This is a genomic window from Micromonospora sp. NBRC 110009 (assembly GCF_030518795.1).
In the GTDB taxonomy this organism is placed as follows: Bacteria; Actinomycetota; Actinomycetes; order Mycobacteriales; family Micromonosporaceae; genus Micromonospora.
The window spans coordinates 5,468,829-5,489,312 of the sequence record NZ_CP130427.1; the positions used below are offsets into that span (position 1 = coordinate 5,468,829).

Genomic DNA, 20,484 nt, shown 5'->3' on the forward strand with positions numbered 1-20,484 from the left:
CGTCACGTAAGGTAACCAGCTCACGCGTGCACGCATCCGGACGTGCCGAGTTGAGTGCGTCCGAGTTCTGAGTGCGACAGGCATGGGAGCGAATTGCGTGGGTAGTAGGAGGCTTCGCTACTTCGCCGAGGCGAACTTGCGGGCTCGGCTGTGAGCGACAGCTACGCCGACGCAGCCTCACCTCGGCGGCCAATTGACCTGCGGTCTTCCGATTCCGGTAATTTCTGCCAGCACGCTCGCCAGATTGGGAGACTTAGTCATCTTTTGAAACTGCGGATCATTCCCGAGCCGGGCGACCGCGTCAAACGTAATGCCCGCATGCATTTCATGCGGAATTGGGAGGAAGATATCCTCGGACCACCGGTTTGCCATGTGACTCAGGAAGCCGGCGATCCGGGAACTCCGCAACTCCAGCGCCTTCTTGGCCGCGTCGGAAAGAATTCCATCCGGCTCGTCGATCTCTCGCAGGTGCTGCCGGCGACTGAGGACCATGGCGCTAAAGCCGGCAAACTCCTCTCGAATCCGCATTTCGTTGAGGAGATCCGCTAGCGCATTTGCCGGGAGTCGAGAATTGAAGTAGGAATTTGAAATAACCTCAACTGCGCGTAATAGGAACATCGTACGAACAGCGGCCACGCAGGCGGCAAGGCACTCGTCGACCGGCATCTCCGGATACGCCATCAGGCGAGCCACCATAGACATGGCCAGGTAGTCGGCAACCACTTCCTCCCCGACGCCGGACTCGTCTGCAAGAATGAAGTCCAACTTTTCGCCATAAGACATGCCACGGTACGTCGGCAAGGGATTATGAGGGAGGGGGTCGTGGCCATGCTCGACCAACGACGCGTTGACCTCCTTGAGATATTCTTCGGCGCGGCGTTCGATCACTAGGCTCTCGGGGGCTCGCTGGTAATCGACCGGGTGCTCTTGGTCCATTAGATCAACGTATGGCCGCATTACCTCCTCAAACGACGCTGAACCGGACCTCGCCAGCACCTGCGCGCCGTTGAATACGCTACAGTGGCCGACTTCGTGCGCTAGCGAAAATGCGACCTGGGTCTCGACCCAACGGTCACGCCGAGATTCGTCGATCGTCAGGTCGCCCTGCATCTCCCGTGCTCTGGCACACAAGTCGCCCTGAACAACCGCCTCGGGGTAGCGGCCGTCGTTCATGAAGCGGTTGGCGAAGAGGGCATGCACCCACCACGCCCTGCCACCGAAATCAGCCGCAGTGATGCCGAGGCGCGGACCCGAAACATGGAATGACACTGATGTCATCATAGCGAATACGTCGATGATGGCTTGGTCGAATATTAGGTGCGAGCGACCGCTGATCTTTATAGTCTCAATGTCCGGATTGGTGGAATCGACGATCGATAGCTTAATGTGGGAAGCAGAAATATCAGACAATTCGAGAGACTCAAGAAAGTCGCCCCAAAATCTGATGTACTTGTCAGTCGGGTACCGCAGGTATTCCGACCCGGTTCCGCGAGTAGTGCGGAGATAAGCTGCGACAGGCGGTGCCGCGAGGCCGTGTTCGATCACGCTCAGCCCTCAGGTTGTAAGGCTTCTTCACGTGGCTCTTCGCCTCGAGAACTCCGAAGCTGATTCGCCCGCTTTTCGAGTGCTTCCACGACTAATGCTACTTCCTCCGCCGAGTAGCCTTGGAACGTCTGCCCGTCAATTTGGACGATGCAGCCCCGTCGTTGGGCTACGCGGGCCAGCATCCAAGTTCTCAGCAGCGAGATTGTCGGTATCCCAACTGTGACGATGGCCGTCAAAAGAGTGCCGCCGTCCAGCGCGCGGCTCTCAAAAGGCTCTCCGTCGCCGTCCTCCAATGCTCCTACAAGTTGCTGCAGAGCTTCCTCATCAAGCGGTGGCACCTTTATGACGATCTGTGTCTGAGGCATGAAACCACATTACCCGATGAGGGCAAGTCGTCCGTACGGGTGAGGTAGGCACCGAGGCTGCCTGTGTGGTGGGGCTACCGCGGGCGGCGGCCTGCAAAGATCACGACCAAGTTGAAACGGGGGTGACACACGAATTGCCAACGGGTACAAGCGCTCGTGGTCCATCGACAGACGATCTATGACGACGCCCACGCCTTCCCAGTGGCCGCACTGTCCTGCCGCTGAGCACGCGCTACCCCTTCGAACTAGAGGTGGTCGCAATTCGGAGAGCAACGAGGCGGCCAAGGGCGTGGCCCAGGTCCCGCAGAAGAGTGCCCAGCCGTTCGGTCTCCTCTGCGGTGGGCGGAGTGATGGCTGCGCCGGCTGCGATGTGCTCGCCGGCCTCGTACAACGCGACGTACAGGTCTTCGGCGGTTGCGCGGTCTTGCCGCAGAACGACGTCATCCCCCATGCCAAGACCCTTAATCGCACGTCTCGCGGCATTGGTTGGTCAATGTCGGGTGCGCGGATCTGCCTCTGTCCGCGCGTCAGTTGCGCCTGGCGCCGTGCGCTGTCATGCCGAGGTGAGTGCGCCGAGTTCCAGCCCAACACGACGTATCAGGAGGACCGCACCGATCGTCACGTCGCAGTGCGGAGAGACTCCCGCATGTACTTCACAAGCGCAACGCTGGGCAACAATTCCGGCCCAGGATCTGGAATAGTCTCGCGTAAGACCGCGGCCTCAGAAGGGCCGAGCCTCCCGTGTCGGTGAGCGGCGTACCCAATCCTTAACCGTTTCCATACGGAAGGCTCCCGATGAACTCCGACTGCGACCGCATCGTCATGGGAGGCACTCCAGGCCAAACCAGTTGTATATCCGAGAATGGCAGACGTCGACCACGCCAATATTTGAGCCGTGGCAGCAACCTTGTCACCATGGGCCAGCGTTGCAGCACAGTCCTGGACTCGATCCCCCTGACCGGGCACGTAGTTCGCGATCTCCCACAGTAGGTCTGCCATCAGTTCGCATTGCCCTGGGTTGTCGGCCGCCTCGGTCTCATTCGACATTCGAGTCAAGAGCGTATTCCCGACAGCGTCACACAGAGGACTTCCGACGGAGGTCGCGACCGCGACCGCAGGAAACAGTGCGCGAAATTGTGCTAGATCTCCTGAATTGCACCTTACTGCCAGCGCCTCCGACAACGCACGATGTGCTGATCGAGCCTCTGGCACCTGACGAATCAGGTGCCACTGAAGCGTCGAAAGCATATGGACATACGCGACCGGAGGCTTAGTCGACAGCGCGGCGAGCAGGTACTTATGGAATTCATGACACCAGAGCATGGCCTGAACGCGAGGGGGGAGCAAATGAAGCATCAGAGAAACTTCTCTACTGTTAAAGCTGCTCGTGCGCACCCGTTTCCGCAGTGCGGTGACAAGCGCATGCGCCGTGGCGGTGTTCGAGATCAGCTCTCGAAACATCAGCGGATCAGCCTTGCTGCTCGCGGCGAGCAATTTGCGGGCAGTCTGCAGTGAGCGCCCAGGCCCGCTTACTGCCTCAACCGTAAAAGAGTCGATCGGCACCATCGAAGCAAAGAGACGCGCGTGCTCTTTCATGCCGAGTGCCCAGAGGCGATCGATAAGCTCCAAGACGTCATTGATATGGCTTGGCCCACACCGCCTGACCAACAGGGGCAGATTCTCGTGCACTTGGCTCGTGAATTGCCGCTGGACAACGGTGTCCAGTTCGCGAACATGTCGGCTCAACTTCACGAAGTTCCGGGGCGTAACGTCGGCCAGGGCGACCGCAAAGGTGTTCGACCAGGTCGCCCCTTCGGGCAAGGGCTTCCCGGCGCATGTCTCCGCGATGAGGTGTCGAGCCCGGATCCCCGTAGTCAACTCGCCGGACGTCGGCATGTGAGTACGATCGTCACCGAGGAGAAGCCAATCAACAAAACAGATCAGCAGGGCGATTGAGTTTGTAGCGCGGCGTTCATTAGGGCCGTGCCGATTGTATGGGGAAAAGTGAGATGCGATATTGCGCCTCACTCGCGCATTATGCAGACTTCCGATGATTGTCAGTTTGGCTTCCGAGGCGAACAGGTCCTTTTTGATCGACAAGTTGATAACGTCCTGGAACTTCATTTTTTCGATTCGCTTGTATTGCATTCCTAATTTGGCGGAAAGGGTGAGCCGCAAGGTCACTTCCAGTATCTGACCGCAAAGCGCGGCAGTGGATCGCCAGGCGCCCACAGCCTGCACTTTCTGGAGTTCGGCCCAGAGTTCGTTGACCGCAACCCACTCATTCGTCGCCATTGGATGTGGAGGCGGTCGCCATCCCTGCACCAACGACTCCCTTATGTCACCCACCGTATACCCGCGCATAAGGCGCGACGCATGGAGGCTTGCCGTCGCCGCCAACGGGCTGCCCGCGCTGTCACCCCCCATCTTCACTCAAGCCCTTTCGTTGGCAGCGTGTCTCTTCGCCAGGTGCGAATAACGTGAGCTAATAGAGCGACGGCGGGCAGGCCATCGCAAACTGGTTAGAGACTTTTCGAACTCGACTCCGATCCCTCGCGTCAATATCAGCGTAGCCCGCCGCATATGGCAGGCAATAGTTCGGTCGGCTCGCTCATGATGCCGTATCGGCTTCAACGAGCACGTGCCGACGGCTGGTAGCGAAGGCAGGCCGCCCGGCCGACTGGGATGGACGGATGCTCCGGTACGCCTGGGTCGCCTGCGCCCAAGGGCCGATAGAGGTCAACATGTGCTCTCATATGCCGCCGGCGAGGCGGCGCTCGATGTCGAAGCCTTTGTAAGTCAGGAACGTGGGCCTTGAGCGAGCCGGACGCGCTGGATCAAACTCGACTATGCCTGCGGGCAACCGGGTTTCCGAGGTCACGCGCTCGCGGATCACTGCATCAACTGGACCTCTTGCGCGACTATGTTCGGCCCGGACAAGTGCGAGCAGCCCTGGCCCGGATGACGTACTCTTCTGGCACCCCTATGTGTCAAGTGATGATCAAGAGGGGTGTTCTAGGCTGGGGTGTGGCGGGTCCGGGAAGTGACTTTTCCGAAGTGTCGATCTCGGGGTTCAGGTCGGCCGCGCTGGATTGCAGAGTCGCCCCCGCGTGTCCTCCCGGACCCGTCCTGACCAGCTTCGCGTCGGCGACCATCTGCCGGTACCCGATGTCGGACAGACGCCGTTTCAGTGCCCGTAGGGCCTCCATCGGGGTCTTGCCCGCGGCCAGTCTGCGCCGGTAGTAGCGGCGCCCTTCGGTGTCACGGCGCAGCTGCACGATGGCCATGATGTGAAGCGCCCGGTTGATGCGCCGGTTCCCGGCTCTGGAGAGCCGGTGCCGGTTCTGGTCGCCGGACGAGGCGTCGATCGGTGCGGTGCCGTTCCACGAGGCGAAGTGGGCGCGGCTGGGAAACCGGTGGATGTCTGCGATGTCGCCGAGCAGGCGGGCGGCGCCGGACGGTCCGATGCCGGTCAGGTCCATCAGCCGGCTTCCGGTGCTGTTGACCAGGTCGGTGAGTTCCTGTTTCGCGGTTTTGATCTTCTTGTCGATGACGACGAGTTCGCCGATCAGTTCGGAGGCCAGCCGTCGACGGGTCTTGCCGACCACGTCGCGCGGGCGCACGGTGCCTAGCAGGGCGCGGGCCTGCTGGGCGGACAGGTCCTTCTTCGCGCCGCCGGGCACCAACTCAAGTAGCAGGTGATGCAGCCGGGAGACCACTTCGGTGCGGGCCCGGCCGAGTTGGTCACGCCGGTCGACGAGCAGCCGTAACGCGACCGTGGTGTCGTCGGTGACGACCTGCCGCAGACCTTCGGTGCGCAGGGCGACCACAGCGACGCTGCGGGCATCGACGGGGTCGGTCTTGCGGCCCTGGCCGGTGGCGAACACGCGGGCCCGGGCGGACAGCTTCGCGGGAACGTCCACGACGGTTTCGCCGTCGGCGACCAGGCGTTGAGCGACGTGCCGGCCGATGCCGTTGCAGCCCTCGACCGCCCAAAGGCGGTCCTTGTGCTTGCGGCCTGCGGCGAGCATGGCCTGGTAGCCGTCGCGGTCGGTGCCGAACCGGCCCTGCCCGAGCGTCTTCTCCCGAGCGTTGATGATTTCGATGGTGGCGGAACGCTTGTGCGGGTCCACGCCGATGATGACCTGAGCCATCCTGTCCTCCCTCGATCCGACGATGGGTCGTCGACGGGAGGGCAGCGCTACCTTGAGCCGGGCAATCACCTGAGCCTCTCCGCGCCACGGTGACCGGCAGGACGCATGCCAGATGAGAGCCACACCAAACCGCGGTGGGCAGCCGATGAGAGAGCGACCCCACCGGTCACCTCGACCAAGCCTGGCAGCCGGGCTGCGGTCGTACCACCAGTAGATAAGTAGCCGATGAGAGGGCACTTGCGATGTGTGGTGGGACCGGACTGCTGGTGCGGTGGCGAAGACGACCGTTGTTCAGCGGGAGTCCGGTACTCCGTCGGCGACCCAGCGACGGATCTTCCGTGCCGCTTGTTCAGCGATGGGATGCCCGATGGGGCGGGTGACCAGGTCGCTGAGGGCGAACATATCCAGGACCCGTCCCAAGTAAAGCCAATCCTTGCCTGACGTCAGGTCAGTGGGCAGGTGGTCAGCGAAGGCGGCGCGAAAGCCGTCCAGGAAGTCGTCGGGGTAGTCGGCGCCGAACCGGGTCATGTTGGCGGCGTCGGCATACGGGCATCCGGAGAAGCTGAACTCCCAGTCCAGGATGGCGTCGACACGCCATCCCCTGCTTGTGCGGGTGACCAGGATGTTCTTGGGGTTCAGGTCGGAGTGGACCAAGCGGGCGTGGTCGTCGACGCTGACCAGAGCCGGAGCGTGGGCCGCGCAGAGGTCTGCCCACGCCTTGCGGGTGGCCGTGTCCAGCCGCGCGTCAGGTGCAGCGGCCATGCAATCCGCACCAAACTCGGGAAGCTGCTGCGACCACGGGCGTTCCGGCGTGACGCTCAGGTGAGCATCGGCGAAGAACCCGGGGTGGTCGAACGTCGCCGAGCTGAGGCACGCGGCGACCCGCCCAACCTCGGCGCCGAGCCATCCCAGCTCCATCCCACCGGCCCCGCCTTCTTCGAGCACCTGACTCAGCGGAGTCCCCACCACGTACTCCAGCACCATGGCCGACCGTGCGCTCAAGTCCACCGACACCGTGGGTAGAACCTTCAGTACCTGCGGCACCGGGACGTGCCGGCGAGCAGCAGCCATGACCGCGGTCTCGATGGCGTGGTCGGGCCCGCCGAGCCGGACGACGACCTGACCATCGGTCAACGTGAGCAAAGACGTCTCGTGGGAAAAGCCACCAGCCAACACCTGCGCTCCGACCACCGCACCGCCCAGCACCGCCACGACCTGCCGCAACTCATCGGACAACATCAACCCAGTCTCCCGCACCTCCAGCCTGAACAACCACTTGCCCGCGACTACGCCGCCCCGACGCCACCATCCGCTCATGCCGCAGATAGTGAGAGCTGTGACGTGCCCGTGCCCGTGCGCGGTGCTGAGGTGAGGTTGAATGGCCCCCGTGCCAAGCATGAGTCGGTCCCGGTACGCCGGCGTTCTCGCACATCACGACGACAAAGTCGTTCTCGTGTACGAGGAGTACCCACGGTGGGGCGGCCCCTACTGGAACATCCCGAGCGGGCGGATCGAGGACCACGAGACGCCGTTTGAGGGCGCCTGCCGAGAGTTGGCCGAGGAGACAGGTCTGGTCGTCGCAACCGCGGACCTCGTTCTTCATGGCACGGCGGCGGTGACCGGAGCAGTCACCGTCAGCCGGGTGTGGAACTTCACCGTCGACGTGGTGGATCCGACCCTGCACGTCCGCGACCCAGATGGTCTGATTCAGGAGGCCCGCTGGTTCCCCGTCGAAGAAGCAAGCCGCTTGCTTCATGAGTTGCCCTACCGGCCGCTGTCGGAGCCGTCAGTTGCGGTCCTCACCCGTCAGGCTCAGCCGGGCGCCCATTTGGGCGTATTCCGATCCGGAAGCGGAGCCGGTTGTCACCTACCCCAACGGGTGAAGGACATTTGCCACGTCGCTGTCCTGCTGATGACCAAGACGCCCCGAGACCTTGCTCGACCGCGGCGACGAGCCCCGCGGACGGACTACAGCGTGTTCGCCTCCCGAACCGTTCTCGATCTCTGTCGTTTACCGGATCTGCCGCGATCAGCGCGTCCGAGACGACCGGATCTGTCGAGAAGAGTACGTCTACAGTCGGTGCCTGGTCGATGATCGGAGCGCTGGTTCGCATGACAGACCGACTTGCGGCCGTCGCCGACCTCTGGGAGGCGCACACCCAGGCCACGTTTCCTGGCCGGCTGAGAAGCGCTGATGTAGCTGGCGTCAGCATGGTGCTGCTCGATTCCAATGTGGCTGGCTGCGTCAGTACCTGACTGCATCGAGGCGGAAACATCGATGACGGGCGGGGGGACATCCTTGCGGCATGCGAACAGGAACTCCTCCGTGTCATCCCCGAGCTGGACGACGATGAGGCCGCGTACTACCAGCGACTGTTGGACATGACGGTATTGGTCCTCGAAGCGCCGGACGACTCATCGCCCAGCTGAGCGCTGTTCACTCACTTGCCGCTCCCCGTGTATCGCGATACGGCTGGAATATGGCATGGAGGTTCGTGGCCGGGTCGGGCACGATACGGGCGTGATGCTGCTGGTTCCTGCGGATCCACTGCGACCGCGCCGCCCCGACGAGCACTTCAGGGCGGAGGCAATCGCGGCTCGTGAGGCCGGGCTCGACGTGGCTGTGGTCGACCACGACGCACTGACCAGGTCGGATCGTGCGGAGCAGGCGGTGGCGTTGGTGCCAGCCGACGGTGAGGCTGTCTACCGCGGCTGGATGCTGCGCAGTGAGCAGTATGCGGCCTTCGCTGAGGCGCTGGCCCGGCGCGGCGTGACATTGCGAACCTCCGCCGAACAGTACCGGCGGGCCCACGAGCTGCCCGGCTGGTACGCCGCCTTGGCGGCGCTCACCCCCGCGTCAGTGTGGACCACGGGCGCCATGCGAGCGGACTTCGACCGGGCGCGCGTCGAGCTGGGCACGGGCCCGGCCGTCCTGCGCGACTACACCAAGTCGATGAAGCACTACTGGCACGAGGCGGCGTTCATCCCCGACCTCGCCGATAGCGAGATGGCCTGGAAGGTGGCAAGCCGCCTGCGGCACCTGCGTGAGGACGACTTCGTCGGCGGATTCGTCCTACGCCGCTATGAGCGATTCACCTCCGCCGAGGCGCGTACCTGGTGGGTCAACGGCGGTTGCGTCTTCGTCAGTTCGCACCCGGACACCCCGAACGACTTCCCGCCCCTCGACGTGGACCTTGACGCGGTCACACCGATGATCGCCGCGCTTGGCCTGCCGTTCATCACGGTGGACCTTGCCCTACGCGCCGACGGAGTCTGGCGGGTCATCGAGATCGGCGACGGGCAGGTCAGCGACCGTCCGGCCACCACCGAGCCCAGCAAGCTGATCACAGCGCTGCGCGCCCGCACCCCCTGACTGTCATTACATGCACCGCCTGCCGGGGCATCCGCTTCTGGCCGCGATCCGAGCGCTACGGGGCGTCACGCCGAGCTGGCCTGGTTGCCGTCCGGACCTGCCGACGGCAGCGCGTTGGCTCGGTCCTGCATGTCGTCTCAGCGTTAGAGGTTGTCTCACGTGGCAAGTTTCGCGAGCTTCTTGTAGCAGGTCAGGGCGGCGGCCATGGCCAGGCCTCGGCTCTGCCAGTCGTTGCGGACCACGTACGGGATCTTGAGACCACGAGCAGCCCATGGCAGGCTCATGCCGCATGATCGACGAATTCGCGAAAGCCAACCTGCACGGGAGACTGCGGCGGGACCGCAAGGCGCTGCTCTGGAAACTCGACGGCCTGTCCGAATACGACGCCCGCCGACCTTTGACAGCGACCGGGACCAACCTCCTCGGCCTGGTCAAACACGTGGCCACCGTCGAGGCCAGGTACTTCGCCGAGGTCTTCGACCGGCCTTCCCCGGAACCGCTGCCCCAGTGGCAGGACTCCAACGGCAGCGATCTGTGGGCGACCGAGGACGAGACCCGCGATCAGATCATCGCGTTCTACCGGCGCACGTGGGAACACTCGGACGCGACGATCAACGAGCTTCCCCTCGACGCCCCCGGCCACGTGCCGTGGTGGCCGGAGCCTTATGCCGACACGAACCTGTTCGCCATCATGGTCCATGTCCTCGGCGAGTCCATCCGGCATGCCGGGCACGCCGATATCCTGCGCGAGGGCCTCGACGGCCGGACCGGGTTGCGCGCCGAACACGAGATGCAGATCGACGAGGAAGCCCGTGCAGCCTACTGCGCGAAGATCGAGCAGGCCGCCAGGTCGGCCGCACCAATCAAGGCTTTAGGGACACGAGCATGACCGATGAAGAGGCTCGCGAGGTCGCATTTGCCTTCCTCGCTGACCGCATTGACAAGGTTCGCACCGGTGAATGGGGGATCATCGGTGCGTGGGAGCACGAGACCGCATGGTCCGTGGGCTACCAGTCCCGCGCCTTCGTCGAGTCAGGCGACATACACGATTCGTTGGTAGGCAACGGACCTGTGGTCGTGCCCAAGTCCGGCGCGGATCCATGGCTCGCCTGGTCCGGTCGGCCGGTGGAAGAACAGATCGCCGAGGGGCGACCCACCCTCGGCTGAACGCACTGACATGCCGCGAGTCGCGCTGGCATCACGTCACGGTCCGTACAGCCACCAGAGCGGCCCGGCACATGCAATTGTCAGGGACCAGTAGGTCCGCCACCTGGTTGATCAAGCGTGACGCGGATCGGGCATGCTGGGTCCCGTGAGCGATGGGTACATCCGTTTGATCCCGACGGACCGGGAGTGGCAGCCCACGCCCGAGGGCGCCGCCGCAGCAACAGCCTACGTAGCTCGGCTCTTCTCCGGCGCAGAGGACGACGTCGAGGAGGTCGAGTACGAGTTCTACGACCGGGTCACCCTGATCGATGCCGGTGAGAACACCACCCGAATCTCTTGCTCGAACTGCAACGGGGACCTCGACGTGGAGTGGCTCAACGACCTGATCGAGGAGAACGGCGAAAGCTTCGACAGCATGGACGTCTCGGTGCCCTGCTGCGGCGCGGTCGTTTCCCTGGATTCACTACGCTACGACTGGCCGATCGGGTTCGCCCGGTTCGAGGTGAGCGCCATGAACCCGACTCGCGCCAAATACGAACTCGACGCCGAGGAACTCGCCGACGTGGCCACACTTCTCGGTCATCCTGTCGCCCAGATACTCGCTCATTACTGACGGCCGGACCCATGGCCAGCGCCTGTTACTAGAAGACATGCGCCAAGCCGAACGCCATCAAGATCGGCATCTGCCGCGAAGTGCGTAGTCCGGCCGTTGTCGCCGGTGCCAGCGGAGACGTTAAGTCCTATTCGCCGGCCGAGTCCTGAGACACGCTCGAAGGCGTCTCGCGCAATCGTGTAGCTGTTCCAGTCCTCGTCCGCGTCATCGAGGCTCGCCTGCCCCAAGCCTCCGTACTGGTCTTCCTCATGTCGAGGCCCGTAGCGGAGGATCGGCCCGTCGTCGTACGCCTCATCCCAGCGACGGCGGAAGAAGCGACCCGGCACAGCGAAAGCCTACGGCGCGCACATCTGCCGCTGAGGTACGCGAGTCTGCCGCGGGCCCGGGACGTGTTCGAGGTCCTGTCGATGTCTGCTGGTCGGCTGTATCGGCTAGGTTGGCCGCGTGGATATCCAGGTGCTGGAGGGTTCGTTCGTCGAGGTGCCGACCGCTGAGGCCACTGGCATGGACCGGCGCGCGTTCGGCGAATTCGTCGGGCCCCAGGGCGAGTTGGCCTCGTACGCGTTCGGCTGGATCACGGGGTCGGATCCTCGCGTCGCCCGTCTGTCGATTGGGATCGGCGTCGGCAATCCAGGCGGCGGCACGTTCCACGCTGTGCTATTCACGCACCAGGACGGCCATGCGTTCTCGCTCACCGACGAGCGGTTCGAGCAGGTGCCACAGGGTGGCCCAGACCTGACCGCGGACCAGGCCCGCGCCCACGAGGATCTACCGTTTGTGTGGTGGGTCGCAGACCGCGTCATGGAGCGTGACCGACGCGCGTGGTGGATGCGGCACTGGCTTCTGGACACGACCTGCATCCAAACCATCGAGGTCTTCGAGCATCGCGAGCCCGTCTTGCTGGTAGGCCACGACGCAGACGACGGGCTCTGGCAGCTGATCGGCACGAGGGATGCGGACAGCAGTACCGGCAAGATCGGGCACCTCCACCACGCCGTGGACGAGGATCCGACCTTGATCGACGTTCTCGACCTACCGCCAGGACACAGCGCGGGCCGCACCCGCGTCGACGAAGCTTGGACGCGTCACCTCGGCTACCCGACCTGAGCCGAGCGCACGTTGCTGCGTCCCCGACCGTCGACAGGCTCGGCGAGGTGAACACCCGGTCGCCTTGGCGATCAAGGCATCCGGATCTGCCGCGATCCGCGCGCTACGCAGCGTCACGCCGAGCTGGCCCGGTTGCCGTCCGGACATGCCGAAAGTAGTGCGCTCGAACCAGTCGGTGAACCCGAAACCACGCGCATCGAGCCGTCGGTCCGCGTCATGGGTTCTGCCATGATCGTGAGGTGACTATGGGGAGCCAGGCTCCGACGCTTCACGTCTGGCGCGTGACGAAGTACAACCCGGCTGATCGAGATGAGCGGGGCCGGTACATCGGCCGCGAGGACACCGACGGCGACTACGGTCCGGTCGAGGCCGCTTATCTGGACACGGTGGTGGCCTTCGCCGAGGAAACCGGTGTGGACGTCCTAGAGATCCGGGAGCCGTCGGTCCCCATCGTCACGGGCATCGGATCGGACATCCACGAACGCTTCGGTGGGCTCGTCGAGCTGTTCGGCGTCGACCTGGACGGCTACCACGACGGCGCTCCTGTTCAGCTGGGTCATGCCGTGGAGCTGGTGCGGTTGATGCTGCGTAGCGACGGCGTATGGTGCCGCCTGGAAGCGGGGGACGACTTCTTCGTTCACGTGGGCTGGGACCAGTACGTCTATGTCGGCAGCAGCGCTGACTGCCCCAGGGCGGTTGCCTTCGCCCACAAGCATGGTCTGTTCGCGGAGCCGATCTCCGGCTCGCCGTACGTCTTCGGGTTGGACGAGGACGACCACATCGACGTCCGCTCGGCCGACGCGGGATTCTGGGCCGGCCTGGCGGGGTTGGTTGACGAGCTCGGCGCCGCGCTGCTCGAGGAGGGTTACGTGCACAACGACTCGCGATGGCACCGGCTGACCCCGAGCACCGTTGACATGGTCCGTGACACGTTGACACCTCGCGCGCGACTGCTGGTCTGGCTCGACCTGAGCGCCGATGTCCCGGGTGTGCTGGACTCGCTGCCGGGCGAAGGACTTGTCGAGGTGGTCTGGCAGGACCATGCCGGCCGGATCAACAGCCGTCTTATCGAGGAGTCCGACCAGCCTGCAGTACGCGCGCGACTAGCGGATGCCGCTGCCGCAACAGCTCTATCCGGGTACGCCGAGCGACGCCGCCCCCTAATGACGGCCGTCCTTCCCGATTCCGATGGAGTCCTGCGCGCCCGCTGGACTCCGTAGCCGATAAGGGATGGCTGCGCGCATTTGGCACTGGTCGGGCGCATCGGATTCCGGGACGCCGTCACTGACCCGTGCCAGCCGCCCACCCGCCGAGAACACCGTAGGCCTGCCTTGGGTACCGCACCTCCAAGAGGACCCAGTGCTGGCACACTCACCGCTTGTGACGACCTTCGAGTTCCGGATCACCGACGTGTTCGACATCCGGGGACGCCGCGGGCTGCTCGTCGTCGGCACGGTGCTGCAGGGCATCACCCGATCGAGTACAAGACTCCGTGATGTCTCAACCGGGCACTCATTCGTCCTGCTGGGCATTGACCTGGTCTGTTCACGAGCCCCGGATATAAGCGGGTTCGCCCTGGTGGTGGACCGAGCCGAGCGCGACTACGCCCAGCCCGGCCGCGTATGGGTCGCAGACGTCGAACCATGATCAGGCGTACTGATTTGCCGCGAGTCGTGCCGTCATGCGGTTGGCTGAACGGCGGTGACACAAGTGGCTGGGAGGAGCGACGCCGCGCTGGGCGGCGGTCAGGCGCGAGCCCGCACGCACCATGCTGAAGCAGAGATGTCGAACGGTGACGGTGGCAGGAGCTGCACACATCGGCGGCGCAGGCCATCGCGCTGCGCATCGTCCAGCCGCGCGACATAGGCACCGGCCGGTCCGACCCCGAGCGTGAACGGCTGCCACCAGTCGTCGAATGTGGCGAACCGGACAGTGACGGTCAGCGACATGGGCTCGATGTCCGTCAGGCGTGCTGCTTCGCAAAGCTCGGCCAGGTGACCTTCGCGCGCCCCGGCCAGCTCCGACTCGTCGCGCACATGTGGATCGATGTCGTGCACAGCCCGCCAGAACGTGGCGAGCGGACCGCTGCCTCCGGCGTGATCCCACACGCAGGCGGCGACCAGGCCGCCGGGACGGGTGACCCGGGCCATCTCCGACAGCCCGGACACCGGATCGGCCATGAAGTGGACGACCAGCTGGGCGAGGGCGAGGTCGAAGCTGTCGTCAGGAAAGGGAAGACGTTCAGCCACGGCCGAGCGCACGTCGACCCCGGGCAAGCGCGCGCGGACGGCTGCAACGAACGAGGCGGATGGGTCGACCGCCGAGACGTTTTCTGCGCCCAGACGGTCCACCAGCTGGGCGGTCAGTCCCCCCGGTCCGCACCCGACGTCTAGCGCCCGCTGGCCCGCCTGTACCTGGGCCAGTTCTGCGAACCGCGCGGCCAACGGCTCCGAAAACCGACCCATGAACCGGTCATAGGCGTCTGCAGTGACGTTGAAGGTCATGACTGAGAAAGTATGCCCCACGGGCGCGGACCGAGGGCCGATCAAGCGCCGGCGTGGCTACAGCCCGCGGTAGGACATCCGGACATGCCGCCGAGCGGTCGTGCCGGAGAGGCAACCCACGCGACCCCGAGCTGGCGCACATGTTCCGTTCGCGTTAGACCGGTTCACAGGGTGGTCGGTGAATCTGCCGGATCCCGCCACCGGCGACGTACCCGGCGCGCGCGGCATCGAGGCTCAGCCTCCCGTTTGGTCCACCTCTTACCGCCGCACTGTCGTGATCATCTTGTCCGTCGTCTTCCCAACCGCACTCATCGCAGATCTCGTAACCGCCGCGCTCCGACAAGGTGGCGTGGCCGCAGCACGGACAGGTGTAGGGAGACTCTCCGGCCGGGGCCAAGACGTTCTTCTGTGCCGTGTAGGCGTCGAACCAGGCGACTCGCCGACGAACCAGCTCATCGTCTGACAGAGAGGGATCATCGTTCGGATGACGTTGCACGGGTGAGCTGTCCACCGGCTTAGGGTGCCAGGAGTGGTGCCGCCTCGACATCCGCTTCTGCCGCCGATCGTGCGCGCCCGCCGGTCGCCGCTCGTCACAGGCGGTGAGGGATGCTCGGGCCGCCAAGACATCCTGAACTGCCGATGACAGTGCGCGCCCAGGCGAACCAGATCAGGCGGTCACGGTGGTGGAGCAGCCTCAGCGAAGGGACACACGCCAACCGGGTCAGTTCCAGGGATCGGCGTTGTGATTCTCGCCGAGCAGCCGCGCGCTTTCCAGGCACAAGTCTTCGCCGAACAGTTGGTTGCCGCGGGAGCCCGTGCCCCATGCGTCGTCGGCGTAGGCAGCAATGGCGCGTCATGTGTAGCCTTCAGCCCGCCATTGCCTGACTTGGCGGGCGATGTCCGTGGTTAGGGTCAGTCCCCACGCCTCCAGCACGCGCCGAATCTACGCTGAGCGTCTTGACGTCGCCGCCTGTGCGCCCGGATCTGCCGCTGATCGAGCGTCCGTCCTCGCCGCCGCCGGGCGGGGTCATAGCCGACGAGCGAGCGCCAGACGGCCTACCGCTGGTCCAACGAGGGGTTGACAGCGGTCCCTGGGTCTCACCGAACATGGTCGTGTGACCGACGAAGGTCTGGACCCCATCAAGCTCAGGTCGGGCTCCTACGACGACCGCGCGGCGGACCTCCAGCCAGCACCTATGTCGTTGCCTAAGGCCAAGGGGACACCGACGCTGCGCAGGTCCAGCTGGGGCGAGCATCCGCTTGCGGAAGCCGGTCTCGGTGTGACAAGTTCTCTCGCCGTGGCGGGCTGGCTCGCGGCCGGAACGCTCATCTTCATGCTCGTCAACGACCGCAGCGGACCGGAGGCCATGACCGGGCTTGCTGTCGCGTTCTCGATGCCGCCGGTTCTTATGACAGCGCTCGGATTCTCCGCGGCGGCGGCTTTCATCTGGCACAAGTACTGGGGCGGGTGCATCTCCCTTGTCGTTAGCATCATGGCCGCGCTGGCCGCGGTCGTCGCTCCGCTTATTTGGATAGCGGTAGTCATTCAATGATCGGCCCCAGTGGCGGCGTCCGCCTCGGCCGAGCATCCTCAATTGCCGCGATCCGCGCGCTATCCAGCGGCACGGCCGGTGACCGGGTTCGGCATCCGCTCCTGCCGATGAGCGAGCGAGCCCGACGCTGCGAGCAATCCCATTGCGCGCGTCAGCAGCCTCAGCAACGCTCAACCCATGGAGTTCTTCTGCTACCACCGCGATCGCCCCGGTTCGACGCCGCTGCGGAACCAGATGGTGGAGCAGCATTGGTCCTACATGGATCAGTTCGCCCCGACGATGATCGCCCGCGGCCCTACCTTCACCAGCGACGGAACTCTGACCGGCAGCGTGCACATCCTCGATCTGCCAGATCCCACCGCTGCCCGCACCTTTGCCTTCGAGGAGCCCGGTTACCAGGCTGGTGCCTACCGCGACGTGCTGCTGCGACGGCGGCGCAACTCCCTGGGTCGCGCGATGTGGGACTTTAGTGGTGGCCGGCCTGACAACAACCGCTACCTCGTCCTCGGGTTCACCTTGGAACCCGCAGCGGACGCCACCGAACTACCGGTCCGCGACGAGCTGATTGCCAGTGGTCCGCTCTTGTCCGACGACGGTTCCTTGGTGCTCGGGGCCGCAGTTCTGCTGGAAGCGCCCGACGGAGATGGCGCGCGGCAAGTCCTCTCCGCTGATCGATACACCGGAATCGAGGTGCATCAGTGGCGATTCGGTGGGCGACCGAACTGAGACGGGCGACCGAGACGGGCGCCCGATCATGCCGCGTAGCGCTCGTCACGCAAGGTAACCAGCTCACGGGTGCACGCATCCGGACGTGCCGAGATGAGTGCATGCAGCCGACGTGATGCTCGCGCGAGGACAACCGGGGCAGCCGTCCACCGATCGGTGTGGGACCATCACGCGGTGCCTGAGTTGATCGTCCGGGACATGACGAGGAACGAGTTCGAAGAGTGGCGTGACCGTACCATCCGATCATTCGCTGATGAGCAGGTAACAGCCGGTAACTGGTCCGCGGACGAGGCCATCGAGTTGGCCACCAAGGCAAACGACGTCCTGTTGCCGGATGGCTTTGCGACTGCCGGAATGCTGTTCTTGAGGGCCGCGCTTCCCGACGGCACCTATGTTGGCGTGTCGTGGCTGGGCTTGACGCACCCACGCGGTGCGCCCGACTGCGCGTTCATCTACGACATCGAGATCAATGAGGCGTACCGCGGAGCCGGCTACGGACGCGCGCTCCTGGCTGCGGCCGAGGACGCCGTGCGCTCCCGTGGCGTGGGTGGCCTAGAGCTCAACGTCTTCGGCGACAACGCCCGCGCTATCCGGCTGTATGAGACTTCCGGCTACCGCGTCGTGACACAACAGATGCGTAAATCGCTCAATTGACCAAGAGTCAGATTGTTTCCCGCCGCCGGTGCACTGATCTACCGCGAGTCGCGCGCTACGCAACGTCACGATGCTCGGTCGGGTCGGCGTCCGGTCGATGCGATGAGATGTCGCTACAGGCGGCGACGGCGGGCACTAGCCTGCCATCCATGCCGCTGCGCACCAGTCGTGTGATGACGTCCCTGTTCCTCGTCCACGATGACCGGGTGCTGCTGCTCTACAGGCGGGGATCTCGAGCCATCTCAGATTCGTGGGTGGGTATCGGGGGCCACGTCGAACCATCCGAGATAAGCGACCCCACCTCCGCGATCCTGCGGGAGATGCATGAGGAAGTGGGCCTGACGCCGAAGGATGTCACTGACCTCTCGCTGCGGTACATCGCGCTACGAGACACCGGTCGCGAGCTTCGCAGCACGTACTACTTCACTGCTCGACTCAAGGACGGCGCAGCGCGGCCCCAAACCTGCTCCGAAGGGGACCTGGCATGGTTTGATCAATGGATCGGAGTCGACGGTCTGGACATGCCGCCGACGGCGAAGATTGCGCTTGGCCACTGGCTGCACGAAGGGCGTCATGACAACGTCATTCGATCCATCGTCATGGGAGTAGACGGGCCACAGGTCGTCGATCTCGCCCACGGGTAGGTCTCCCCGTAACGCGCGCATCTGCCGCGATCCGCGTGCTAGGCAGCGTCACGCCGACGCGGGCCCGGTTGCCGTCGGATGTGCCGAGATGAGTGCGCTGCTGCCTGAGGTCGCGATATCGGCCCTAACGGCGTTTCCACCAAGGCCGCGGGCCGGGAGCTTCGGTGGTAGTTGGCGTCAGTAGGGACTGGGCGGTTGGCTTGCTAACGACCAAGCTGATCTCGCGGATGGCGCTGTTGACGAGAATGCCCTCACAGTCCGCGTCGGCCGCGGCCATCTGGAGGAGAACCTCACCGGACACGCCCGCGTTGAACCGGGGGCCAAAGTTCCGTAGTGCCGCTTCGGGATCGGCGTATGCCAGCACCCGTGGCCGTCCGTCGCCGTGAGTGGTCCTGCCTGCGCCAAGGTTGCCGTCCGCGAAGTGCCCGTGCTCGTCATGGGCGGTCACCCCGTTGGCCACAATGCCGACCGTGGAGGCCCGGAATAGCCTGAGAAAGCGCTCGTAGCTCTCTGGGGTCTTGGTTTCCGCGTGCTCCGACATGACATCGGACAGCGGGGTTTCACTCATGCAGCGGACGATAGCCGGCTCGCCACGCGTGCACCAAGGCTGGCTGTTGAGCGGCAACGCCATGTCCGGTGAACGCCGCCGACCCGAACAACGTCTGCCGTATCACGATGCTGAAGGACATCGCCACGCCGACGGACCTCGTCTCAAGCGTCCGGACATGCCGCCGACCATGCGCACGGCTCCTGCGGACCGTCGCCGCGTGTAGATGGACAGGCGAGGCTGGCATCCAGGGGCGGCAGCGTTCGAGGCGGCGCCGGAGTTCGCAAACATCGAGACTTGCGAGCTGTCTTAGATGTCGCGGGCGTAGTCGATGAGCGTCCGGCGGTAGGGTTCGGGCACCTGCGGCGCCAGTTCAGTGAGCGTGTCCAGGTCGGCAACCGATCCCGTCGAGCGGGCACGATACACGGCGGCGGCCGCCCGCATCGTGACGTCGTCCGGCTCGAGCTCCTCGCCACGAGTGGCCAGTGCGGCGGCCTCGGCGAAGTCGCCATTCTCGGCAGCGAGATCGGCCAGGTCGAGGTACAGCGACCAGTTGGCCGGGTCGAGCACCAGGGCACGCCGGAAGGCAGCGGCCGTCTCGGCACGGTTGCCGACGTGACGCCAGGTGCCGGCGCGGACAACCTCGGTGAACATCACGCGCCGCACGGCGTCGGCCCGGTCGCACAAGGCGAACGACGCGTTGATACGGCCGCACACGCGCAGCAAGATCGCCATGCGACCCATCGCATCGGGGTCCGGATCCCGGTCGCAGACTGCCTCGATCGCCCGCAACCACGGGGCCAGGCACTCGCGGACAGCATCAGTGTCGAGGTCACGGTCGTAGTCGCGGATGCGCATCGTCGCCTCGGCGAAGGCGGCCGGGGTCACCGCACCGAGGAATCGCTCGTCGCCGAACCACGGCGCGGACGCCCACGGGACATCCGGCTGGTAGCCGGTGACCGCGCCGAGCGACATCGCGGCCTCGTCCATGTTGCCGTCGACGAAGGACAAGTAGGCGCCGGCCAGCATCGGTCCGATCGTGTTCGCCGCCGCCACGACGGCCGCGACCTCGGCGGGCAGCTCCCGCCGCAGGTTCTCCAGCGCCGAATACGGCTCCGGATCGCGCGGATCGGCGGCGACCGCCCGCGCAATGAAGCTCACGGCCGCGGCGGGCGAGCCGCCGCAGTGGGCCATGACCTGGGCGAGCGCGAGCGCTCCCGTCATCGACACGATCGACAGCCTAGCGCCGGCCGACATGGCGGGCGGAGAGGTCGGTACACCGCTGAAGGGGCGGGGCAGGCCCAGGCCAGCCGAACGCTGACAGGGCGGCTGCGGCCAGACGCCCGCCCGGCCCTGTCGCTACGACTGCAGCCCGTCCAGGGCTCATGATCGGGCGCACTCATTTGCCGCAGACCGCGCGCCCGGTCAGCGTCCGCTCGTGTCGATGAGCGGGCGTCATGGCGGCCTCGATAGGGAGCGGTCAGCGGGCTGGCTTCCGAGGGCTATGGATTAGCCTGCGTCGCACCTCATTG

Annotated in this window: 22 protein-coding genes; 12 read left to right on the top strand and 10 right to left on the bottom strand. The window is 64.9% G+C overall.

Translation table 11 applies throughout. The features are described 5' to 3' along the window. Window positions 1–177: 177 nt before the first annotated feature. The 5 genes from Q2K19_RS25790 to Q2K19_RS25810 all read right to left on the bottom strand — a co-directional run bounded on the left by Q2K19_RS25790 (window position 178) and on the right by Q2K19_RS25810 (window position 7,381). Complete coding sequence (locus Q2K19_RS25790; protein ID WP_302764520.1) at window positions 178–1,545, bottom strand: hypothetical protein; 1,368 nt, start codon at window positions 1,543–1,545, stop codon at window positions 178–180. Between the two features lie 2 nt (window positions 1,546–1,547). Further along, window positions 1,548–1,910 carry a hypothetical protein gene (locus Q2K19_RS25795; RefSeq protein WP_302764522.1) on the bottom strand — a complete coding sequence of 121 codons (363 nt, stop codon included), beginning with the start codon at window positions 1,908–1,910 and terminating at the stop codon, window positions 1,548–1,550. A 618-nt stretch (window positions 1,911–2,528) separates the two neighbouring features. Further along, window positions 2,529–4,205 carry a hypothetical protein gene (locus Q2K19_RS25800; protein ID WP_302764523.1) on the bottom strand — a complete coding sequence of 559 codons (1,677 nt, stop codon included), beginning with the start codon at window positions 4,203–4,205 and terminating at the stop codon, window positions 2,529–2,531. Between the two features lie 695 nt (window positions 4,206–4,900). Further along, window positions 4,901–6,064, bottom strand: coding sequence for an IS110 family RNA-guided transposase (locus Q2K19_RS25805; RefSeq protein WP_302764525.1), 1,164 nt, complete (start codon window positions 6,062–6,064; stop codon window positions 4,901–4,903). A 291-nt stretch (window positions 6,065–6,355) separates the two neighbouring features. Then, window positions 6,356–7,381 (bottom strand): phosphotransferase, encoded by a 1,026-nt coding sequence (locus Q2K19_RS25810; RefSeq protein WP_302764527.1) that lies wholly within the window; start codon window positions 7,379–7,381, stop codon window positions 6,356–6,358. Between the two features lie 136 nt (window positions 7,382–7,517). Here Q2K19_RS25810 and Q2K19_RS25815 point away from each other — a divergent pair, with 136 nt between their 5' ends. Together Q2K19_RS25815 and Q2K19_RS25820 are read left to right on the top strand one after the other, a co-directional pair. After that, window positions 7,518–8,159: an NUDIX hydrolase gene (locus Q2K19_RS25815; RefSeq protein WP_302764528.1), complete on the top strand. Its 642-nt coding sequence runs from the start codon at window positions 7,518–7,520 to the stop codon at window positions 8,157–8,159. A 576-nt stretch (window positions 8,160–8,735) separates the two neighbouring features. Further along, entirely contained in the window at window positions 8,736–9,437 is a 702-nt protein-coding gene (locus Q2K19_RS25820) for an ATP-grasp domain-containing protein (RefSeq protein WP_302764530.1), read from the top strand. Window positions 9,438–9,592: 155 nt separating this feature from the next. On the opposite strand, the gene Q2K19_RS25825 is transcribed toward Q2K19_RS25820, so the two are convergent. After that, entirely contained in the window at window positions 9,593–9,721 is a 129-nt protein-coding gene (locus Q2K19_RS25825) for a hypothetical protein (protein WP_257548903.1), read from the bottom strand. A 5-nt stretch (window positions 9,722–9,726) separates the two neighbouring features. Between Q2K19_RS25825 and Q2K19_RS25830 the strand changes: the two genes are divergently transcribed. The 6 genes from Q2K19_RS25830 (at window position 9,727) to Q2K19_RS25855 (ending at window position 13,971) form a co-directional block, all read left to right on the top strand. Beyond that, window positions 9,727–10,326, top strand: coding sequence for a DinB family protein (locus Q2K19_RS25830; RefSeq protein ID WP_302764532.1), 600 nt, complete (start codon window positions 9,727–9,729; stop codon window positions 10,324–10,326). After that, a complete protein-coding gene (locus tag Q2K19_RS25835; RefSeq protein WP_302764534.1) occupies window positions 10,323–10,604 on the top strand; it encodes a YrhB domain-containing protein in 282 nt (93 codons plus the stop codon). The genes Q2K19_RS25830 and Q2K19_RS25835 overlap by 4 nt, the downstream gene beginning before the upstream one ends. Before the next feature lie 145 nt (window positions 10,605–10,749). After that, window positions 10,750–11,217 (top strand): hypothetical protein, encoded by a 468-nt coding sequence (locus Q2K19_RS25840; protein ID WP_302764536.1) that lies wholly within the window; start codon window positions 10,750–10,752, stop codon window positions 11,215–11,217. Window positions 11,218–11,661: 444 nt separating this feature from the next. Next, the gene (locus tag Q2K19_RS25845) at window positions 11,662–12,324 is read left to right on the top strand and encodes a hypothetical protein (RefSeq protein ID WP_302764538.1); all 663 of its coding nucleotides are present in this window, start codon (window positions 11,662–11,664) and stop codon (window positions 12,322–12,324) included. A 281-nt stretch (window positions 12,325–12,605) separates the two neighbouring features. Beyond that, on the top strand, window positions 12,606–13,544 hold the full coding sequence (locus Q2K19_RS25850; protein ID WP_302764540.1) for a hypothetical protein: 939 nt from the start codon (window positions 12,606–12,608) through the stop codon (window positions 13,542–13,544). A 160-nt stretch (window positions 13,545–13,704) separates the two neighbouring features. Continuing rightward, window positions 13,705–13,971, top strand: coding sequence for a hypothetical protein (locus tag Q2K19_RS25855; RefSeq protein ID WP_302764543.1), 267 nt, complete (start codon window positions 13,705–13,707; stop codon window positions 13,969–13,971). A gap of 98 nt (window positions 13,972–14,069) precedes the next feature. Here Q2K19_RS25855 and Q2K19_RS25860 read toward each other — a convergent pair whose 3' ends face one another. Together Q2K19_RS25860 and Q2K19_RS25865 are read right to left on the bottom strand one after the other, a co-directional pair. Beyond that, window positions 14,070–14,828 carry a class I SAM-dependent methyltransferase gene (locus Q2K19_RS25860; protein ID WP_302764544.1) on the bottom strand — a complete coding sequence of 253 codons (759 nt, stop codon included), beginning with the start codon at window positions 14,826–14,828 and terminating at the stop codon, window positions 14,070–14,072. 154 nt (window positions 14,829–14,982) lie between these two features. Further along, window positions 14,983–15,375 carry a CPCC family cysteine-rich protein gene (locus Q2K19_RS25865; protein ID WP_302764545.1) on the bottom strand — a complete coding sequence of 131 codons (393 nt, stop codon included), beginning with the start codon at window positions 15,373–15,375 and terminating at the stop codon, window positions 14,983–14,985. A gap of 568 nt (window positions 15,376–15,943) precedes the next feature. Here Q2K19_RS25865 and Q2K19_RS25870 point away from each other — a divergent pair. The 4 genes from Q2K19_RS25870 (at window position 15,944) to Q2K19_RS25885 (ending at window position 18,405) form a co-directional block, all read left to right on the top strand. Beyond that, window positions 15,944–16,381 carry a hypothetical protein gene (locus Q2K19_RS25870; protein ID WP_302764547.1) on the top strand — a complete coding sequence of 146 codons (438 nt, stop codon included), beginning with the start codon at window positions 15,944–15,946 and terminating at the stop codon, window positions 16,379–16,381. A 177-nt stretch (window positions 16,382–16,558) separates the two neighbouring features. Further along, the gene (locus Q2K19_RS25875) at window positions 16,559–17,107 is read left to right on the top strand and encodes a YciI family protein (RefSeq protein ID WP_302764548.1); all 549 of its coding nucleotides are present in this window, start codon (window positions 16,559–16,561) and stop codon (window positions 17,105–17,107) included. Window positions 17,108–17,281: 174 nt separating this feature from the next. Next, window positions 17,282–17,761 carry a GNAT family N-acetyltransferase gene (locus tag Q2K19_RS25880; protein ID WP_302764550.1) on the top strand — a complete coding sequence of 160 codons (480 nt, stop codon included), beginning with the start codon at window positions 17,282–17,284 and terminating at the stop codon, window positions 17,759–17,761. 149 nt (window positions 17,762–17,910) lie between these two features. Further along, complete coding sequence (locus Q2K19_RS25885) at window positions 17,911–18,405, top strand: NUDIX domain-containing protein (RefSeq protein ID WP_302764552.1); 495 nt, start codon at window positions 17,911–17,913, stop codon at window positions 18,403–18,405. Window positions 18,406–18,529: 124 nt separating this feature from the next. On the opposite strand, the gene Q2K19_RS25890 is transcribed toward Q2K19_RS25885, so the two are convergent. Together Q2K19_RS25890 and Q2K19_RS25895 are read right to left on the bottom strand one after the other, a co-directional pair. Next, window positions 18,530–18,973, bottom strand: a complete 444-nt coding sequence (locus Q2K19_RS25890; RefSeq protein ID WP_302764555.1) for a hypothetical protein — start codon at window positions 18,971–18,973, stop codon at window positions 18,530–18,532. Between the two features lie 288 nt (window positions 18,974–19,261). Continuing rightward, on the bottom strand, window positions 19,262–20,182 hold the full coding sequence (locus Q2K19_RS25895) for a tetratricopeptide repeat protein (RefSeq protein WP_302764557.1): 921 nt from the start codon (window positions 20,180–20,182) through the stop codon (window positions 19,262–19,264). Between the last annotated feature and the right edge of the window lie 302 nt (window positions 20,183–20,484).

Coding starts and splice junctions, on each gene's coding strand:
- Q2K19_RS25795 (WP_302764522.1), bottom strand. CDS start 1,910: ATGCCTCAGACACAGATCGTCATAAAGGTGCCACCGCTTGATGAGGAA.
- Q2K19_RS25800 (WP_302764523.1), bottom strand. CDS start 4,205: ATGGCGACGAATGAGTGGGTTGCGGTCAACGAACTCTGGGCCGAACTC.
- Q2K19_RS25805 (WP_302764525.1), bottom strand. CDS start 6,064: ATGGCTCAGGTCATCATCGGCGTGGACCCGCACAAGCGTTCCGCCACC.
- Q2K19_RS25810 (WP_302764527.1), bottom strand. CDS start 7,381: ATGAGCGGATGGTGGCGTCGGGGCGGCGTAGTCGCGGGCAAGTGGTTG.
- Q2K19_RS25825 (WP_257548903.1), bottom strand. CDS start 9,721: ATGAGCCTGCCATGGGCTGCTCGTGGTCTCAAGATCCCGTACGTGGTC.
- Q2K19_RS25830 (WP_302764532.1), top strand. CDS start 9,727: ATGATCGACGAATTCGCGAAAGCCAACCTGCACGGGAGACTGCGGCGG.
- Q2K19_RS25835 (WP_302764534.1), top strand. CDS start 10,323: ATGACCGATGAAGAGGCTCGCGAGGTCGCATTTGCCTTCCTCGCTGAC.
- Q2K19_RS25860 (WP_302764544.1), bottom strand. CDS start 14,828: ATGACCTTCAACGTCACTGCAGACGCCTATGACCGGTTCATGGGTCGG.
- Q2K19_RS25865 (WP_302764545.1), bottom strand. CDS start 15,375: ATGTCGAGGCGGCACCACTCCTGGCACCCTAAGCCGGTGGACAGCTCA.
- Q2K19_RS25875 (WP_302764548.1), top strand. CDS start 16,559: ATGGAGTTCTTCTGCTACCACCGCGATCGCCCCGGTTCGACGCCGCTG.
- Q2K19_RS25885 (WP_302764552.1), top strand. CDS start 17,911: ATGCCGCTGCGCACCAGTCGTGTGATGACGTCCCTGTTCCTCGTCCAC.
- Q2K19_RS25890 (WP_302764555.1), bottom strand. CDS start 18,973: ATGAGTGAAACCCCGCTGTCCGATGTCATGTCGGAGCACGCGGAAACC.